This is a genomic window from Polaribacter sp. IC066 (genome assembly GCF_007997085.1).
Taxonomy (GTDB): Bacteria; Bacteroidota; Bacteroidia; order Flavobacteriales; family Flavobacteriaceae; genus Polaribacter.
On the sequence record NZ_VORR01000071.1, the window covers coordinates 1 to 16,575 of the forward strand.

Consider the following 16,575-nt stretch of genomic DNA (forward strand, 5'->3'; position numbering starts at 1 on the left):
ATCACACACTTATCAACCGATGTGCATAAACAACTGCTTTTTTTGAAATAGAATGACTAAAAATAAAAAATTGTGGATAAAATAAATCAAATTGTTAACAACCACTAAACATCCGCTGAATAGTTACCAAGAAAAAGTAATTACCTTCTTAAAATTAGTAGAAGTCTACTATAAGAACCCCGAAATTATTTCTGATCCTGAATTCCATCAAAAAGTAGAAAATTCTTTTCTTTGGATAGAAAGAGAAAAAGAAGACATTTTTATGATGAGTTTCTTTGCCTGGTTAAAAGCAAAAATGACCAAACAAGAGGTATATTTGGTCACTTTAGATTTGGTAAAACGTTAATTTCACTTTTGTCTTTTCACTAATTCTGCTTCAATATCTTTTAAAGTAAAACCTTTTGCTTGCAATAACATTAGGTAGTGAAACATTAAATCTGCAGATTCATATAAAAATAATTCATCATTAGTGTCCATCGCTTCAATAACGGTTTCTACAGCCTCCTCCCCTACTTTTTGAGCTATTTTATTGATTCCTTTATCAAATAAAGATACAACGTAGCTTTTTTGATTATCCTGGCGAAGGTCAGGATCTATTTTTGAAATTTCTACTCTTTCAGCAATCGTATTTTCTAAAGTAGAAAAGAATCCGAAGTTTGAATTATTTTCTTCATTCCAACACGTAGCTGAACCTTTATGGCAGGTTGGACCGTTTGGATTTACAAAAATGAGCAAAGTATCGTTATCACAGTCTAATTTTAAATCGACTAAATTCAATACATTTCCGCTTTCTTCGCCTTTCGTCCACAAACGATTTTTAGTTCTCGAAAAGAACGTGACCAATTTGGTCTCTTGTGTTTTTTTAAAGGCTTCTTCATTCATATACCCCAACATCAAAACATTTTTTGTTGTTGCGTCTTGAATGATTGCGGGCACTAAACCATCGTTATTTTTATTGAAATCTATTGTCATTATCTTAATTTTAACTCCATTTTTACATCAGCAGATTCAAAATGAGCATCTACTACTTCTATATGTTTAAAACCTAACTTTTCGTATAATTTTAAAGCGTTTTCTAATTTACTGCTAGATTCTAATGTGATTATTTTTACATTTTTTTCTACACAAATATCAATACAAATTTGCATCAATTTTCTTCCTATTCCGAGTCCTTTAAAGCCATCTACAACTCCTAATTTTAGAATTTCATACGTATGTTCATTCACAGGAATCAAACTAATGGTTCCGACAACTTGATCCTCATAATGTGCTAAAAAAATTGAACTTCCTTGCTCTAAATATTTCTGCGGATGGTCTAGCAAATCATCGTCAGCCTTCTCATACAACTGATGTTTATGTAACCAATCTAAAGATATTTCTTTAAATTGTTGATGATATTTGTGTTCGTATTTTCTAATTTCTAACTCCTTCATTTTTACATTCTTGTCAGTTCGATTGCCATGCTTTTTTGCGTGATGTATCGAGAACAATTAACTGCTTTTTGATAAAATTTTTTTATTCTTCAAAAAACACTTGAAATAATATTAGATACTACAATCTCACTTGAATATTATTCTCTTTCAATTCCTTTTTCAATTCCAAAATCGGAATTTCTCCAAAATGAAAAACACTTGCTGCTAATGCAGCATCAGATTTTCCGATCGTAAACGTATCAATAAAATGCTGCACAGTTCCGGCACCACCAGAAGCAATAATTGGTATGTTTAATTCTGTTGATAATTTTGCCAAGGCTTCATTTGCAAAACCTGCTTTTGTACCATCATTGTTCATGGAAGTAAACAAAATTTCTCCTGCCCCACGCGCTTCTACTTCTTTTGCCCATTCAAATAAATTGAGTTCAGTCGAAATGGTTCCACCAGCCAAATGCACAAACCATTCTCCTTCAATCTGTTTTGCATCAATAGCAACAACCACACACTGACTGCCAAATTTCTCTGCTAATTCGTTCACTAATTGAGGTCTTTTAATTGCCGATGAATTAATAGAAACCTTATCTGCACCGCATTTTAAAAGCACATCTACATCTTCAATAGAAGAAATTCCGCCACCAACTGTAAACGGAATATTTACTTGTTCAGCAACTTTTAAAACCATTTCTCTCATCGTTTTCCTGCCTTCTAATGTTGCAGAAATATCGAGAAAAACCAATTCATCTGCGCCTAGTTCAGCATATTGTTTTGCTAAAACTACAGGATCTCCTGCGTCAATTAAATTAACGAAATTCACCCCTTTTACAGTTCTTCCGTTTTTAATATCTAAACACGGTATTATTCTTTTTGTTAACATGTGTATCGCTTTTAGCTTTTAGCTTTTTGGCTTTTGGCTAATTGCCGACTGCCAAAAGCAAACAGCTATTTATTTAATATAAAATCCTCTAATTGTTTCAAGCTAATTTTATTTTCATAAATCGCTTTTCCAATAATTACCCCTTCACAACCCATTTCCGCTAATTTCGGAATTTCATCAAAAGCTGATATTCCGCCAGAAGCAACTAGTTTTATGTTTTTTACATAGGATAAGATATTTTTATACATTTCAAAACTTGGTCCTTCTAACATACCATCTTTAGAAATATCGGTACAAATTACATATTGAATTCCTTTTTGCTGATAATTAGCAATAAACGGAATTAATTCTAAAGTACTTTCTTCTTGCCAACCATTTGTTGCAATCTTTCCACCAGAAGAATCAGGATAAAAATCTGCTCCTAAAATGATTTTTTGGGAACCATATTGTTCAATCCAACTTTCAAAAATTTCACTATTTTTCACAGCAATACTTCCTCCAGTAATCTGATTTGCACCAGAATTAAAAGCAATTTCTAAATCTTTATCAGATTTTAGTCCACCACCAAAATCAATCTTTAGGTTTGTTTTTGATGCTATTTGCTCTAGAACTTTATAATTGATAATCTGACTCGCTTTTGCACCGTCTAAATCGACAACATGCAAATATTCGATTCCTGCCGCTTCAAATTCTTTGGCAACTTCTAACGGATTTTCGTTATATATTTTTTTGGTACTGTAATCGCCTTTTGTTAAACGAACACATTTTCCGTCTATAATATCTATGGCTGGTATTATTCTCATTTTTTCGCTTTTAGTTTCTGGCTTTTGGCTTTTGGCGTAACGCTAAAAGCAAATTGCCAAAGGCATCATTTATAAATTCAAGAAATTTTCAAGAATCCTACTTCCTTCAACACCACTTTTCTCCGGATGAAACTGCACTCCATAAAAATTATCTTTTTGCAATGCCGATGCATATTCAATTTCATAATCTGTTGTAGCGATTGCTTCGGCACAGTTTTCTGCATAAAAACTATGCACTAAATACATGAATTCTTTGTCTTTAATGCCTGTAAATAAATCTGATTTTAAATCATAAATAACATTCCAACCCATTTGTGGCACTTTTACCGCTTTTGAAAACTTTTTTACATCCACATTAAAAATACCTAAACCGTCAGTGTTGCCTTCTTCAGAGTGTTTACACATTAACTGCATGCCTAAACAAATCCCTAAAACAGGTTGTTTTAAAGTCGGAATTACTGTATCCAATCTGCTTTCTCTTAACATTTTCATGGCAGAACTTGCTTCGCCAACGCCAGGAAAAATAACTTTATCAGCTGCTTTTATTTCATCAATATTATTTGATAAAACAGCATCTACACCCAAACGTTTAAACGCAAACTGAATGCTTTTGATGTTTCCTGCTCCGTAATCTATAATGACTAATTTCATTTTTTCGCTTTTCGCTTTTGGCTATTAGCAAATTGCTAACCGCTAAAAGCTATTTTACAACATCCCTTTCGTACTCGGTAAAAACATCTTATTTGCATCTCTTTTTACCGCCATTTTCATTGCTTTTGCAAATGCTTTAAAAATACCTTCAATTTTATGATGTTCGTTTGTTCCTTCAGCTTTAATATTTAGATTGCATTTAGCACCGTCTGTAAACGATTTAAACAAGTGATAAAACATTTCTGTTGGCATATCACCAATTTTTTCTCGTTTAAAATCGGCATCCCATTCTAACCAATTCCTACCGCCAAAATCTACTGCAACTTGCGCTAAACAGTCATCCATTGGCAAGCAAAAACCATAACGTTCTATGCCTAATTTATTCCCTAACGCTTTATTGAATAATTCGCCAAAAGCAATCATGGTATCTTCTATCGTATGATGCTCATCAACCTCTAAATCGCCATCAACCTTAATGGTTACATCCATATTTCCATGTCTTCCAATTTGATCTAACATATGATCGAAAAAGGATAAACCCGTAGCAATATCATTTTTACCAGAACCATCTAAATTTAATTTGATATAAATTTTAGTTTCATTGGTATTTCTTGTAATTTCTGTAACTCTATCTTCTAATTTTAAAAACTGATAAATTGCTGACCAATCTTTATTTGTTAAAGCAATACAGTCTAAAATTTCTTGTTTTGAGGTTTCTATTTCCTCTGCGCCTAAATCAGAATTTTCTGATAAATAAATACCTTTTGCACCCAAGTTTTTAGCCAGTTCCATGTCTGTAATTCGATCACCCAAAACAAAAGAATTTTTTAAATCGTAGGCATCAGAAAAATATTTAGTTAACAAACCTGTTCTTGGCTTTCTTGTGATTGCATTCTCATGCGGAAACGTTTTATCAATCAAAATTTCAGAAAAAACCACGCCTTCTTTTGCAAAAGCATCTATAATTTTGTTTTGAGCTGGCCAAAATGTAGCTTCAGGAAAAGAAGCAGTTCCTAATCCGTCTTGATTTGTAATCATCACCAATTCATAGTCCAATTCAGTAGCAATTTTTGCCATGTATTGAAATACCTTCGGATAATATTCTAGCTTTTCTAAACTATCCAATTGATAATCTACTGGTGGTTCTAGCACTAAAGTGCCGTCTCTGTCTATAAATAGTACTTTTTTCATGATAAAATCCCCTCGTAACCTCCCCAAAGGGTTGGAACTCTTACTCGGGTTTGTAAGAATTTAGTTGTTTATATTTTCTATAAAGTTTCAAAACTTTAAAGATATATTTATGTTATTTTTTTAGACCTCACAGGTTTTAAAAACCTGTGAGGTCTTTTAATGCTTTCAATAATTTGATGTTTTCCGATGCTGTTCCAACTGTTAATCGCAAACAATTCTCGCACAAAGGTTGCGTTGTTCTGTTACGAATTACAAATCCTTTCTGTATTAAATCATTGTATCTTTTTGTCGCATCATCAACTTTTACTAGCACAAAATTACACTCTGTTGGATAAATTTTTGAAATAAAATGTATTTCTTTTAAATTCTCTATTAATGAATTTCTTTCTGATTTAATTTCAGCCACTTCTTTTTCTACATCATCAACCTTTAACAAACGCGCTATCGCTTTTTGTTGCGTTAATTCGTTGACGTTATAAGGCGGTTTTATATTGTTTAAAATCGCTATTATTTCTTCGGATGCGTAACAAACTCCTAGACGAATTCCGGCTAAACCGTATGCTTTTGATAAGGTTTGTGTAATCACTAAATTCGGAAATTCTTTCAATCTTTCTAGCCAACTTTTGTGTTCAGAAAAATCGATATACGCTTCATCAATAACCACCAAACCATTAAATTTTTGCACTAATTCCTCAACTTTATCTATTGAAAAACTATTTCCTGAAGGGTTATTTGGTGAACACAAAAACAAAATTTTGCTATTCGCATCAACAGTATGTAAAATCTTTTCAACTTTTGGTTGAAAGTTTTCAGCTAATAAAACTTGTCTATTTTCTATTGCATTGATATTTGCCAAAACGGAATACATGCCATACGTTGGTGGTAAAGTAATTACATTATCAATATTAGGCTCACAAAATGCTCTAAAAATTAAATCTAAAACTTCATCACTTCCGTTTCCTAAAAGAATATTTTTTTTATCAATATTTTTAATGTTTGATAATAAATCTTTTACAGAATGTTGCTGCGGATCTGGGTATCGATTTACCCCATTTTCAAAAGGATTCTCATTGGCATCCAAAAAAATCATTTCTTCGGATGTTGCATCTTTATATTCATCTCTTGCAGATGAATATGGTTGCATCGATTTTATGTTTTCTCTAATGAGATTGTTAATGTTAAATGTAGTTTTCATAGTTATCATGCTGAATTTGTTTCAGCATCTCATTATTTATCTTCAATTACTTCTTGATACAATTGCGTAAAAAAGCGAAATCACTCGAAGTGACAAACCGTTAAGTATGCTCTTTTATTTTAAATCATTTAAACGAATAGTAACCGCATTTTTGTGCGCCTGTAAACCTTCTGCCGCCGCCATAATCTCTATAGAATTCCCGATTTCTTGAATGCCTTCTTTAGATATTTTTTGAAAGGTAATACTTTTCATAAAACTGTCTAAATTTACACCCGAATACGCTTTGGTAAATCCGTTTGTTGGTAACGTATGATTGGTTCCTGAAGCATAATCTCCTGCGCTTTCTGGGGTGTAATTTCCGATAAAAACAGATCCTGCATTCTCGATATTATCCACATAAAAATCATCATTATTTGTACAAACGATGAAGTGTTCAGGTCCGTATTCGTTGATTAAATCTAACGCAATTTCATCAGTTTCTACAAAAATAGACTTCGAATTCTCAATTGCTTTTTGAGCAATTGAGAATCTTGGTAATTCTTTTAATTGACTTTCAAGCGCAACTTCTACGGCTGCAATTAATTTTTTAGAGGTTGACACCAAAATAACTTGACTATCTATTCCGTGCTCTGCCTGACTCAATAAATCAGATGCTACATAACTTGCATTTGCTGCGTCATCTGCAACAATCAATAATTCACTTGGTCCTGCTGGCATATCAATAGCAACACCATATTTAGTTGCTAATTGTTTTGCAACGGTTACAAACTGATTTCCTGGACCGAAAATTTTATAGACTTGCGGAATTGATGTTGTCCCGAAGGTTAATCCTGCAATTACTTGGATTCCGCCAACTTTTATAATTTTTGTAACGCCACACAATTGTGCTGCATATAAAATTGCTGGGTGAATATTGCCTTCTTTATTCGGTGGCGAACATAAAACAATTTCTTTACAACCTGCAATTTGAGCAGGAACTGCCAACATTAAAACCGTAGAAAAAAGTGGTGCCGTTCCGCCAGGAATATACAAACCTACCTTTTGAATCGGTCTTTTTTCTTGCCAGCATTCAACTCCTTTTACCGTTTCTACATAGACTTTTTCAGTTTTCTGTGCATTATGAAAAATAGTAATATTTTTCTTTGCCAAAATAATGGCTTGTTTCAATTCTTCTGAAACTAATGAAACCGCTGCTGCTATTTCATCAACAGAAACAACACTATTTCCTGGCGTTACACCGTCAAATAACTGTGTATACTTTTCAACGGCTTTATCACCATTTCTTTGAATATCATCAAAAATTTGATTCACCGTTTTTTCAATATCATCGACCGTTTTTGTAGGTCTTTGTAATATTTGTGCCCAATTTTCTTTAATCGGATTTATAATTGTTTTCATGCTTAACCTGTTCATCGACCTTATATTTAAATTAGGTTCTTTTTAATTATTTAAAGATGCTAAAACAACTTCCATATAAATGTGAAATTATTTTTAATAGACCTTGAGACGAATTCAATATAATTTTAAAATTCTTTTTAATAGACCCTGAAACGAATTCAGGGTTTTATAAGTTCTGAACTGCGTTCAGAATTTATAAAACCATTTTCTCAATAGGACACACTAAAATACCTTCTGCCCCATTTTCTTTTAAGCTATCGATTATTTCCCAAAATTCATTTTTAGAAATTACAGTATGCACAGAACTCCAACCTTTTTCTGCTAAAGGTAAAACAGTCGGACTTCTCATTCCCGGTAATAATTTTAAAATAGCGTCTAATTTATCATTCGGCGCATTTAACAATACATATTTAGAGCCTCTTCCTTTTAAAACAGACTGAATTCTAAATTGAATTTTTTGTAAAATGTCTCTTCTTTCTTCAGAAATTAATGGAGAAACGGCTAAAACTGCTTCCGAAGTTAGTAAAACTTCAATTTCTTTTAATCCGTTTTTAAATAAGGTACTTCCGCTAGAAACGATATCACAAATACCATCTGCCAAACCAATATTTGGTGCAATTTCTACAGAACCACTAATGGTGTGCAGTTTTGCATTTATATTTTGATCTTTTAAAAACTTCTTTACCGTTTCTGGATACGATGTTGCAATTCTTTTTCCGTCTAAATCTTGTAGTGAATTTGCACTAGATTCTTTTGGCACAGCAATAGAAACTTTACATTTAGAAAAACCTAAACGTTCTACAAACTGAATTTCTCCGCCTTTTTCTATCAAAACATTCTCTCCAATAATAGCAGCATCTACTACGCCATCTCTTAAATATTGAGGAATATCGCCGTTTCTTAAATAAAAAACTTCTAAAGGAAAGTTTCTGGCCGAGGCTTTTAATTGGTCTATTCCGTTGTCGATAGAAATACCAATGTCATTTAAGATTCTCATAGAATCTTCATTTAATCTTCCTGACTTCTGTACTGCAATTCTTAAGTTACTCATTTTTAGTTTTTAGTTTTGATTGAGCAAATACGGTTTAAAATAAAAAAACCCGTTTGATTTGCTCAAACGGGTTTATAAATATTTTGATTTTATTCAATACATTTTTAGATCGCTTGATTGCAATTATAAAAATGATGATGATGGTTTTGAATAATTTTCATATTTCTTATTAAGAGTGCAAAGATTCAAATTTTATTTTGATTATACCAAATGAAGATGATAAAACTTTTGTTAAAATAAAATATTTATCAAAATTAGGGGATTTGTTTAAAATTTGGGGGTTGGATTGGAAAGGGTGTTTTTTCTTTTGGATTTGTGTTAAATCAAAATATCTTGATTTCTTTAATCACGAGTATTTAATCTGAACTAAAAATAAACTGGGAATTTAACAAGTTCAAAACTTATTTTAAATTTCCATACTTTACATTTCTTACAGTAATTAATTTATGCAAAAAAAACTTTGAAATTTTTTCTGTTTAAAATAAATATTACAAATATATTTAATAAATTTGTCAAAAAATGACAAGTCTTATGAGAACTACTTTTGGAGAATACGTTCGACTTTTACGAAATAAAAATAAATTGACATTAACGCAACTTGCTGCCGAATTAAATTTAGATGCTGCTAATTTGAGTAAAATAGAAAATGGAAAAAGAGATTTTGATCAAAAACGTTTGAAAAGACTTTCTGAAATTTTCAAATTAAATATTATCGAGTTAAATAACGAATATGTTTCAGATAAAATAGGGAAACATATTTATGAAACGAATTGTACGAAAGAACTTTTAGAAGTAGCTGAAGAAAAAGCAGCATATCGTAGAACACTTAATAGATCACTTCAAACACTTTAGTCTATGGATATAGTATCATTTTTTGCAGGAGCTGGAGGTTTAGATTTAGGTTTTCAAAAAGCTGGTTTCAATGTAATTTGGGCAAATGAGTACGACAAAGAAATCTGGGAAACTTACGAACAAAATCATCCGAATACAATTCTTGACAAAAGAAGTATTGTAAATATTAAAGCAGAAGAAGTTCCAGAGTGTGATGGAATAATTGGTGGTCCACCTTGTCAAAGTTGGAGCGAAGCTGGCTCCGCAAGAGGAATCAAAGATAAAAGAGGTCAATTATTTTATGATTTTATAAGGATATTAGAAGCAAAACAACCAAAATTCTTTTTAGCAGAAAACGTTAGTGGAATGCTTATTTCTAAACATAATGATGCTTTAGAAGGGATTAAAGGCTTATTTAGAAATGCTGGAATAGGTTATGAACTTTCTTTTCAAATGTTAAATGCATCTGATTATAATGTACCACAAGATCGAAAAAGAGTGTTTTTCATAGGAATTAGAAAAGATTTGAATTTTAAATATCAGTTCCCCACTGAAACATTTAGGAAAATTACACTTGAAACTGCAATTTCAGATTTAAAAAAAAATGCCTTACCAGCATTAGAATATAATAATACAAATGGTAAAAATTGTAAAATACCTAATCATGAGTTTATGATTGGTGGATTTTCAACTATGTTTATGTCAAGAAATAGAGTAAGAAGCTGGGACGAGCAATCATTTACGATTCAAGCAGGTGGTAGACATGCTCCTATTCATCCACAAGCTCCGAAAATGAAATTTATTGAAAAAGATATCCGTGTTTTTATAACAGGAAAAGAAAACTTATACAGAAGATTAAGCGTTAGGGAATGCGCTAGAATACAAACGTTTCCAAACGATTTTGTTTTTCATTATAAGAAAATTGCTGCGGGTTATAAAATGATTGGAAATGCAGTACCTGTTAATTTAGCAAAATTTTTAGCAAAGAGCATAAAAAAACAAATTGAAAATGCAGAAAACCAATCAAAACAAATTAGCAAGAAAAAAATGGTTTTAGAAAAAATAGTATTGTAATTATGGCTAGTCAAACAATTAATGGTAAAGCTTTTGAGTATGCTCTTCTCTTTGAGTTTTATGAGCGCCTAAATTCGATTACAAACGTTTCTATTACAAAAAATGAGCCTTATAAAACAGCTAAAAGATTTTTCGATAGTTTCAACGAAATGGAGCAGGATTCCTTTAGAATAACCGCAAGTGCTTCAATAAACTTTATTATTGATATTGAACCTAGATTATCAAATGGTATTAGTAAAAAAGACAATTTAACTTTAGATTTAGTAAGCGATAAAGCAGGACAAACTGGAGATGTTAGAGATGTTTTAATGATTCGTTCATTGCAAAAGTGGGAGATTGGAATTTCAGCAAAAAATAATCATAGAGCAGTCAAACATTCAAGACTCTCGCAAAAAATAAACTTCGGAGAAAAATGGTTAGGTATTCCTTGTTCTCAAAATTATTTTGAAGAAATCACTCCTATATTTGATTTACTCGCAAATTTAAGAGCAAAAGACAAATCAACAAAATGGACTTCAATTGAAAATATGCATAAAATAATATATTTGCCCATTTTAGATGCATTTAGAAAAGAACTACTTCGGTTAGATAAAGAAAACCCCAATATTTTAGCTGAAAATTTAATACAATATCTAGTTGGAAATCAAGATTTTTATAAAGTTATAAAAGGTAATAAAAAGGTAGAAATTCAGGCTTACAATTTACACGGAACATTAAATTTGCCATTTGAAAAAATTAAACCCAAAGCAAAAATACCTAAACTAAAATTGCCATCACGATTAATTGAAATTGTTTATCAACAAAACTCAACTACCACATTATTAGTATCTTTAAACGAGGGTTGGCAAATTTCTTTTAGAATTCATAATGCTAGTTCAAGAGTTGAGCCATCTTTAAAATTCGATATCAATCTAATAAGCGCCCCACATACATTATTTACAAATCATATTTTTATAAGCGAATAATCAATTATAAACAAAAAACATATACTTAAAACTAATTACAATTTTTAGGAAAATCAACAAACCCTAAACCAACACAAAAGCCGCAATCAACACAAAAACAACAACTTGCATCCATTTTAAATACAAACCAATACTCTTATTTTCTTTGATACGATGAGAAATAGCGCCGGCTAAAATGGCAATTGTAGAAAATATAAGTAAAGAAACAAACATAAAAATAAAGCCTAGAATATAAAACTGAAATACAGTAGCAATACTATCAGAAAATAAAAAACCAGGAAAAAAGGCTAGAAAAAAAATTGAAACTTTCGGGTTTAAAACATTCATGATAAAGCCTTGTTTGAATAACTGTAACCTAGTTTTCTTTTCTACAATATCTTCTGAAAAGATAATGTTAGCGTCAGATTTGTAAACTTTATATGCCAAATACAACAAGTAAATAGCTCCGAATACTTTAATCGCAAAAAACAGGTTTTCGGACTCTTTTATAATAGCCGAAACCCCGAATGCTAATAATGTGGTGTGCACTAAACAACCAGAAATAAGTCCGAAAACCGTTGCCACACCATACTTTTTACCATTAACGATACTTTGTGTTAACACAAATATATTATCGGGCCCTGGAGAGATAGCCAAAATAGAAGTTGCAAAAGCAAAAGACAAAATAGTTTCTAGCATTAGCGTAAAAATACACTTTTTTGTGAACCTTATAAATCAGAAATTAGCTAATATTCTCTAGTTTAAATTCTTATTTATGCAATTCCAAAACACAATGTTTTAAAGGATTGAACTCTAAAATTAATATTAAAAAAAAGCCAATTGTTTGACTAAACACTTAAAAACCTAAACAAAAAACGAATTCATATTTATTATATTTCTTATATTTGTATCTCTTTTAATAGGTTCAATTAATTTGTAATTCGAGCAGAATTATAAGGTTATATAAGATAAAATATAAATGGGTTTTTTAATCATTTTTACTACTTTTTGGGGAATGGAATTTATGGCTTGGTTTACGCATAAATATGTGATGCACGGATTTTTATGGAATTTGCATTTAGATCATCATGTGCCAAACAGAAAAACTTTTTTCGAAAAAAACGACGCATTTTTTCTAATTTATGCCATTCCGTCTTGGCTGTGTATCATGCTAGGTTCTATGTTTGCAGTTTGGACAGTCATGTACATTGGTTTTGGAATTTTAGCATACGGTATTGCTTATTTTTTAGTGCACGAAGTATTTATTCATCAAAGATTAAAGTGGTTTAGAAATAGCGATAACTCCTACTTAAGAGCAATTCGTAGAGCGCACAAAATGCACCACAAACATATTCATAAAGAAGACGGGGAATGTTTTGGAATGTTAATTGTTCCTTTTAAATATTTACAACAAGAACTTAAAAAAGCAAAAGCTTCATGAAGAAAGCAGTCGTGGTTGGTGCAGGAATTGCTGGAATTGCTTCTGCAATTCGACTACAAAATAAGGGATACGCTGTTCAAATTCTTGAAAAAAACTCGTATCCCGGAGGAAAACTCACGCAAATTTATGCCAAAGGATATCGGTTTGATGCCGGACCTTCACTTTTTACCATGCCAAATTTAGTCACAGAACTTTTTGAAATTTCTGGTAAAAAATATTCTGATTATTTTAAGTACGATCAACTAGAAGTATTATGTAATTATTTCTACGAAGACGGAACACGTATTTCAGCAAATTCAGATATTGCTACTTTTGCAAAAGAAATTGAAAAAAACACAACGGATTCTGCGGATAAAGTAATTAAGCACCTTGAAAAAAGTGCATTTATTCATAAAGCTACAGAAGAACAGTTCTTAAATAAATCGTTGCATAAAATAAGTTCGTTTCTTACTTTTTCTACATTCACCTCTATTTTAAAGTTGCCTTTTTTAAATATTTTTAGTTCTATGAATCAAGTAAATGAAAAAGCATTTACAGATTCTAAAACCATTCGGTTATTTAATAGATACGCTACTTACAATGGATCTAATCCTTATAAAGCGCCAGGAATTTTAAATATTATTCCTCATTTAGAGTTTGGTTTGGGTGCTTATTTGCCAAAAGGTGGCATGCATGAGATCACAAATAGTTTAGTAAAGCTGGCTAAAGAAATCGGCGTAGAATTCCATTTTAACCAAGAGGTAACTGCTATAGAAACCCATAATAATTTAGCGAAAAGTGTTACAACAAAAGCAAAAAATTATGCTGGAGATGTGATTATTTGTAATGCTGATATTCATACGGTTTATGAAAAATTAATTCCGTCTGCAAAAAAATTGGCCGAAGTAGATAAACAAGAAAGATCGAGTTCTGCTCTCATTTTTTATTGGGGAATTGGCAAAGAATTTCCAGATTTAGATGTGCACAATATTTTATTTACAGAGGCGTATGAAACTGAATTTAAGCATCTTTTTGATTCTAAAACAATTTATGAAGATCCGACTGTGTACATCAACATTACAAGCAAACAAATTAAAGAAGATGCCCCAAAGGGAAAAGAAAATTGGTTTGTTATGATTAATGTGCCTTCGGTGTATGGCCAAGATTGGGATGAAATGATTGCGGAAGCAAGAAAAAATATTTTGATTAAAATTTCAAGAATCCTTGGTGAAGATATTGAGAAATTGATTGAATTTGAAGAAAAATTAACACCACAATTAATACAAGATAAAACAAATTCATATAAAGGTTCTTTATACGGAACCTCAAGCAATAATCGGTTTTCGGCATTTTTTCGTCATAAAAACTTTTCTTCCCAATACAAAAACCTCTATTTCTGCGGGGGAAGCGTGCATCCTGGTGGCGGAATTCCCTTGGCTCTTTCATCAGCAAAAATTATTGATACTTTTATAAAATGATAAAAAACATCTCTACGGAAAATCGATGGATTGGATTGTTGATTTTATTCTATTTTTTTGGGCTACTTGGTATATCTTTTGAAACGTACCGAGATTTATTTTTAATATGTACGCCATTAAATTTATGGATTACTTTACTCGTTTTTTATAAAGTAAACAAAGATTCTAGCAAACGTTTTTTTCTTCTTTCGTTCCTTGTTTTCTTAATAGGATTTTCTGTAGAAGCCATCGGAGTTGCAACCGGTGTTTTATTTGGGAATTACGCTTACGGTGATCCCTTCGGATTTAAACTTTTTGAAACGCCTTTAATGATTGGCGTTAACTGGTTGTTCTTGGCTTTAAGTACTTACGGAATCGTTCAGTATTTTACTAAAAAAGCAGTTTGGCTTATTTTACTTCCTCCTGTACTAATGACTTCATTAGACTTTTTGGTAGAGCCTGTTGCTATGAAATTAGGTTTTTGGGGCTGGGAAAACGATATAATTCCGATACAAAATTACGTGATGTGGTTTGTAACAAGTGTTTTTATTCATGGATTAGTGTACTTATTTCGACCTACAATAAACACTAAAGTTAGTTTTGTTATTATTGGTGCTCAACTTATTTTCTTCGGTGTTTTAAATTTGGTTTTAAAATAAATTACAGCAACAAAAATTTATGAATATTATTTTTTAGAATAGATACCATAAAAAAGCTAACAATTTAAAAGTATCTCTAAAATTTAACAAATGCTTTATTCAAAATGATTTTTATGGTTTGTGCTGTTATATGGATTGTTAGCGATTAAAAAAGCGAACTATTAAACAGCGAAATAATCTTCATTACATCAATAATTATATTTTACAAAAAAGTGAATTAGTACTTGAAAGATCAGGGTCTCATAAAATCTCTTTAAACAAGACTGACGCTACTTTTATAATTTTAGCCATCCTTGATTACTTTTAACGCTTCCTCCTACTTCCAATGAAATTATCATAAATAACAATATCAACAAGGAACTATTAAGAAACCTCAAAAATAATTCGCTGAATTTGAAAAAACAAAAGTGAAAGAACTTGAGTTTTACAAATAATTGAGGTGTCACCGTTTAAAAATAATGCTATATTTACCTGAACTAAAGCTTATTGCTTTTTTTAGGAACTTCTAAATTACTAGTTTTTAGAATAACCGCACTAAATACACCATAACGTTATTTTTAATAAATAAAATCATTTTATGAAATCTACACTCCTATTAAAACTGAATATCTTATTACTTTTTATATGTAGTTCAATATGTGCACAAAAATTTGAACCAAAAGAAAAATTATTAGAAGCAGACCACGTTATTGAATCTAAAATTACCAACCGTACTTATGAACTATATATTTCGTGCCCTGATAGTTACTCAATAAAAGACACCTTAAATTATCCTGTACTTTATGTATTAGACGGTTTATACTATTTCCCAACAATTAATCAAGCGAGAGAAACAATAGGATGGGGCGGAAAATTAAAAGATTTAATTATTGTAGGATTATCAAGTGGTATCAATAATACTGATTGGTTTATCAACAGGACATTAGATTACACGACTTCTGTATCTACTTCTGATGCAAAAAGATATGAGAAAGGGAATGGATTAGGAGAGGGAACTATTAAATCTGGAGGGGCAGCGAAATTTTTGAAGGTTCTGAAAGCCGAAATTATCCCTTTTGTAGATAAACATTACAAGACAAATGCCGATCGGGGAATTGCTGGACATTCATTTGGCGGATTATTTGCTTCTTATTGTCTGATGAATTTGCCAACACTTTTTTCTAAATATTCAATAAATAGTCCATCTTTTTGGTGGGATAATGAGAAACTACTTCTTGAAACGAAATCTAAACTTGCCGAATATGAAAATTTTGAAATAGACATATTTATTTCTGTAGGAGGCGCAGAAAGCGCTAGTATTATGCCCCAAACAGTTCAATTTTATTACGATCTAAAGGAATTTAAAAATAAAGGGATTAATTTGGAATGGAAGATTTTTGAAGATGAAACTCACTTCTCTGTGGTACCTGCTGCTTTAAGTCGAACCCTTTCTGTTCTTTATAGAAAATAGTTTAGATTGGCTATTAGCAGGGCAATCGCCTTTAAACTTTCATTAGCGATTCTCTGTAATTTAGGTTGTAGCTAGCTTTTAGTTTTTTTCTTTTTATGGATAATTTATTTGTCTTATCTCTTTCAAGTAAGGTTAATCCTGTTT

Annotated in this window: 18 protein-coding genes; 8 read left to right on the forward strand and 10 right to left on the reverse strand. The window is 31.2% G+C overall.

What is annotated here, in order from left to right:
- The first annotated feature begins 91 nt into the window (after positions 1 to 91).
- Positions 92 to 346, forward strand: a complete 255-nt coding sequence (locus ES044_RS16790) for a hypothetical protein (RefSeq protein ID WP_189663328.1) — start codon at positions 92 to 94, stop codon at positions 344 to 346.
- 2 nt (positions 347 to 348) lie between these two features.
- On the opposite strand, the gene hisIE is transcribed toward ES044_RS16790, so the two are convergent.
- From hisIE to hisG, 9 genes are all read right to left on the reverse strand, one after another.
- Complete coding sequence (gene hisIE, locus ES044_RS16795) at positions 349 to 972, reverse strand: bifunctional phosphoribosyl-AMP cyclohydrolase/phosphoribosyl-ATP diphosphatase HisIE (RefSeq protein ID WP_147120413.1); 624 nt, start codon at positions 970 to 972, stop codon at positions 349 to 351.
- Positions 972 to 1,433: a GNAT family N-acetyltransferase gene (locus ES044_RS16800; protein ID WP_147120414.1), complete on the reverse strand. Its 462-nt coding sequence runs from the start codon at positions 1,431 to 1,433 to the stop codon at positions 972 to 974. Before ES044_RS16800 ends, hisIE begins: the two co-directional genes overlap by 1 nt.
- Positions 1,434 to 1,551: 118 nt before the next feature.
- The gene (gene hisF, locus ES044_RS16805; RefSeq protein ID WP_147120415.1) at positions 1,552 to 2,307 is read right to left on the reverse strand and encodes an imidazole glycerol phosphate synthase subunit HisF; all 756 of its coding nucleotides are present in this window, start codon (positions 2,305 to 2,307) and stop codon (positions 1,552 to 1,554) included.
- A 65-nt stretch (positions 2,308 to 2,372) separates the two neighbouring features.
- Positions 2,373 to 3,110 carry a 1-(5-phosphoribosyl)-5-[(5-phosphoribosylamino)methylideneamino]imidazole-4-carboxamide isomerase gene (gene hisA, locus ES044_RS16810; RefSeq protein ID WP_147120416.1) on the reverse strand — a complete coding sequence of 246 codons (738 nt, stop codon included), beginning with the start codon at positions 3,108 to 3,110 and terminating at the stop codon, positions 2,373 to 2,375.
- A gap of 69 nt (positions 3,111 to 3,179) precedes the next feature.
- Positions 3,180 to 3,761, reverse strand: a complete 582-nt coding sequence (hisH, locus tag ES044_RS16815) for an imidazole glycerol phosphate synthase subunit HisH (protein WP_147120417.1) — start codon at positions 3,759 to 3,761, stop codon at positions 3,180 to 3,182.
- A 54-nt stretch (positions 3,762 to 3,815) separates the two neighbouring features.
- Entirely contained in the window at positions 3,816 to 4,952 is a 1,137-nt protein-coding gene (gene hisB / locus ES044_RS16820) for a bifunctional histidinol-phosphatase/imidazoleglycerol-phosphate dehydratase HisB (RefSeq protein ID WP_147120418.1), read from the reverse strand.
- Between the two features lie 136 nt (positions 4,953 to 5,088).
- Positions 5,089 to 6,147, reverse strand: a complete 1,059-nt coding sequence (gene hisC, locus ES044_RS16825; RefSeq protein ID WP_147120419.1) for a histidinol-phosphate transaminase — start codon at positions 6,145 to 6,147, stop codon at positions 5,089 to 5,091.
- A 114-nt stretch (positions 6,148 to 6,261) separates the two neighbouring features.
- On the reverse strand, positions 6,262 to 7,545 hold the full coding sequence (gene hisD, locus ES044_RS16830; protein WP_147120420.1) for a histidinol dehydrogenase: 1,284 nt from the start codon (positions 7,543 to 7,545) through the stop codon (positions 6,262 to 6,264).
- 193 nt (positions 7,546 to 7,738) lie between these two features.
- Positions 7,739 to 8,596 (reverse strand): ATP phosphoribosyltransferase, encoded by an 858-nt coding sequence (gene hisG / locus ES044_RS16835; protein WP_147120421.1) that lies wholly within the window; start codon positions 8,594 to 8,596, stop codon positions 7,739 to 7,741.
- Positions 8,597 to 9,127: 531 nt separating this feature from the next.
- On the opposite strand from hisG, the gene ES044_RS16840 reads away from it, so the two are divergent.
- The 3 genes from ES044_RS16840 to ES044_RS16850 are packed head-to-tail and all read left to right on the forward strand — an operon-like array spanning position 9,128 to position 11,466.
- Positions 9,128 to 9,448, forward strand: coding sequence for a helix-turn-helix domain-containing protein (locus ES044_RS16840; RefSeq protein WP_189663329.1), 321 nt, complete (start codon positions 9,128 to 9,130; stop codon positions 9,446 to 9,448).
- A 3-nt stretch (positions 9,449 to 9,451) separates the two neighbouring features.
- A complete protein-coding gene (locus tag ES044_RS16845) occupies positions 9,452 to 10,501 on the forward strand; it encodes a DNA cytosine methyltransferase (RefSeq protein WP_147120423.1) in 1,050 nt (349 codons plus the stop codon).
- Positions 10,502 to 10,503: 2 nt separating this feature from the next.
- Positions 10,504 to 11,466, forward strand: coding sequence for a HaeIII family restriction endonuclease (locus ES044_RS16850; RefSeq protein ID WP_223269255.1), 963 nt, complete (start codon positions 10,504 to 10,506; stop codon positions 11,464 to 11,466).
- Between the two features lie 63 nt (positions 11,467 to 11,529).
- Here the strand turns inward: ES044_RS16850 and ES044_RS16855 are convergent, their stop codons facing one another.
- Positions 11,530 to 12,144: a LysE family translocator gene (locus ES044_RS16855; RefSeq protein ID WP_147120425.1), complete on the reverse strand. Its 615-nt coding sequence runs from the start codon at positions 12,142 to 12,144 to the stop codon at positions 11,530 to 11,532.
- Positions 12,145 to 12,424: 280 nt separating this feature from the next.
- On the opposite strand from ES044_RS16855, the gene ES044_RS16860 reads away from it, so the two are divergent.
- From ES044_RS16860 to ES044_RS16875, 4 genes are all read left to right on the forward strand, one after another.
- Positions 12,425 to 12,886, forward strand: a complete 462-nt coding sequence (locus ES044_RS16860; protein ID WP_147120426.1) for a sterol desaturase family protein — start codon at positions 12,425 to 12,427, stop codon at positions 12,884 to 12,886.
- Positions 12,883 to 14,343 (forward strand): 1-hydroxycarotenoid 3,4-desaturase CrtD, encoded by a 1,461-nt coding sequence (gene crtD / locus ES044_RS16865; RefSeq protein ID WP_147120427.1) that lies wholly within the window; start codon positions 12,883 to 12,885, stop codon positions 14,341 to 14,343. Before ES044_RS16860 ends, crtD begins: the two co-directional genes overlap by 4 nt.
- A complete protein-coding gene (locus tag ES044_RS16870; protein WP_147120428.1) occupies positions 14,340 to 14,981 on the forward strand; it encodes a carotenoid biosynthesis protein in 642 nt (213 codons plus the stop codon). The genes crtD and ES044_RS16870 overlap by 4 nt, the downstream gene beginning before the upstream one ends.
- Before the next feature lie 577 nt (positions 14,982 to 15,558).
- On the forward strand, positions 15,559 to 16,431 hold the full coding sequence (locus ES044_RS16875; RefSeq protein ID WP_147120429.1) for an alpha/beta hydrolase: 873 nt from the start codon (positions 15,559 to 15,561) through the stop codon (positions 16,429 to 16,431).
- The last annotated feature ends 144 nt before the right edge of the window (positions 16,432 to 16,575 follow it).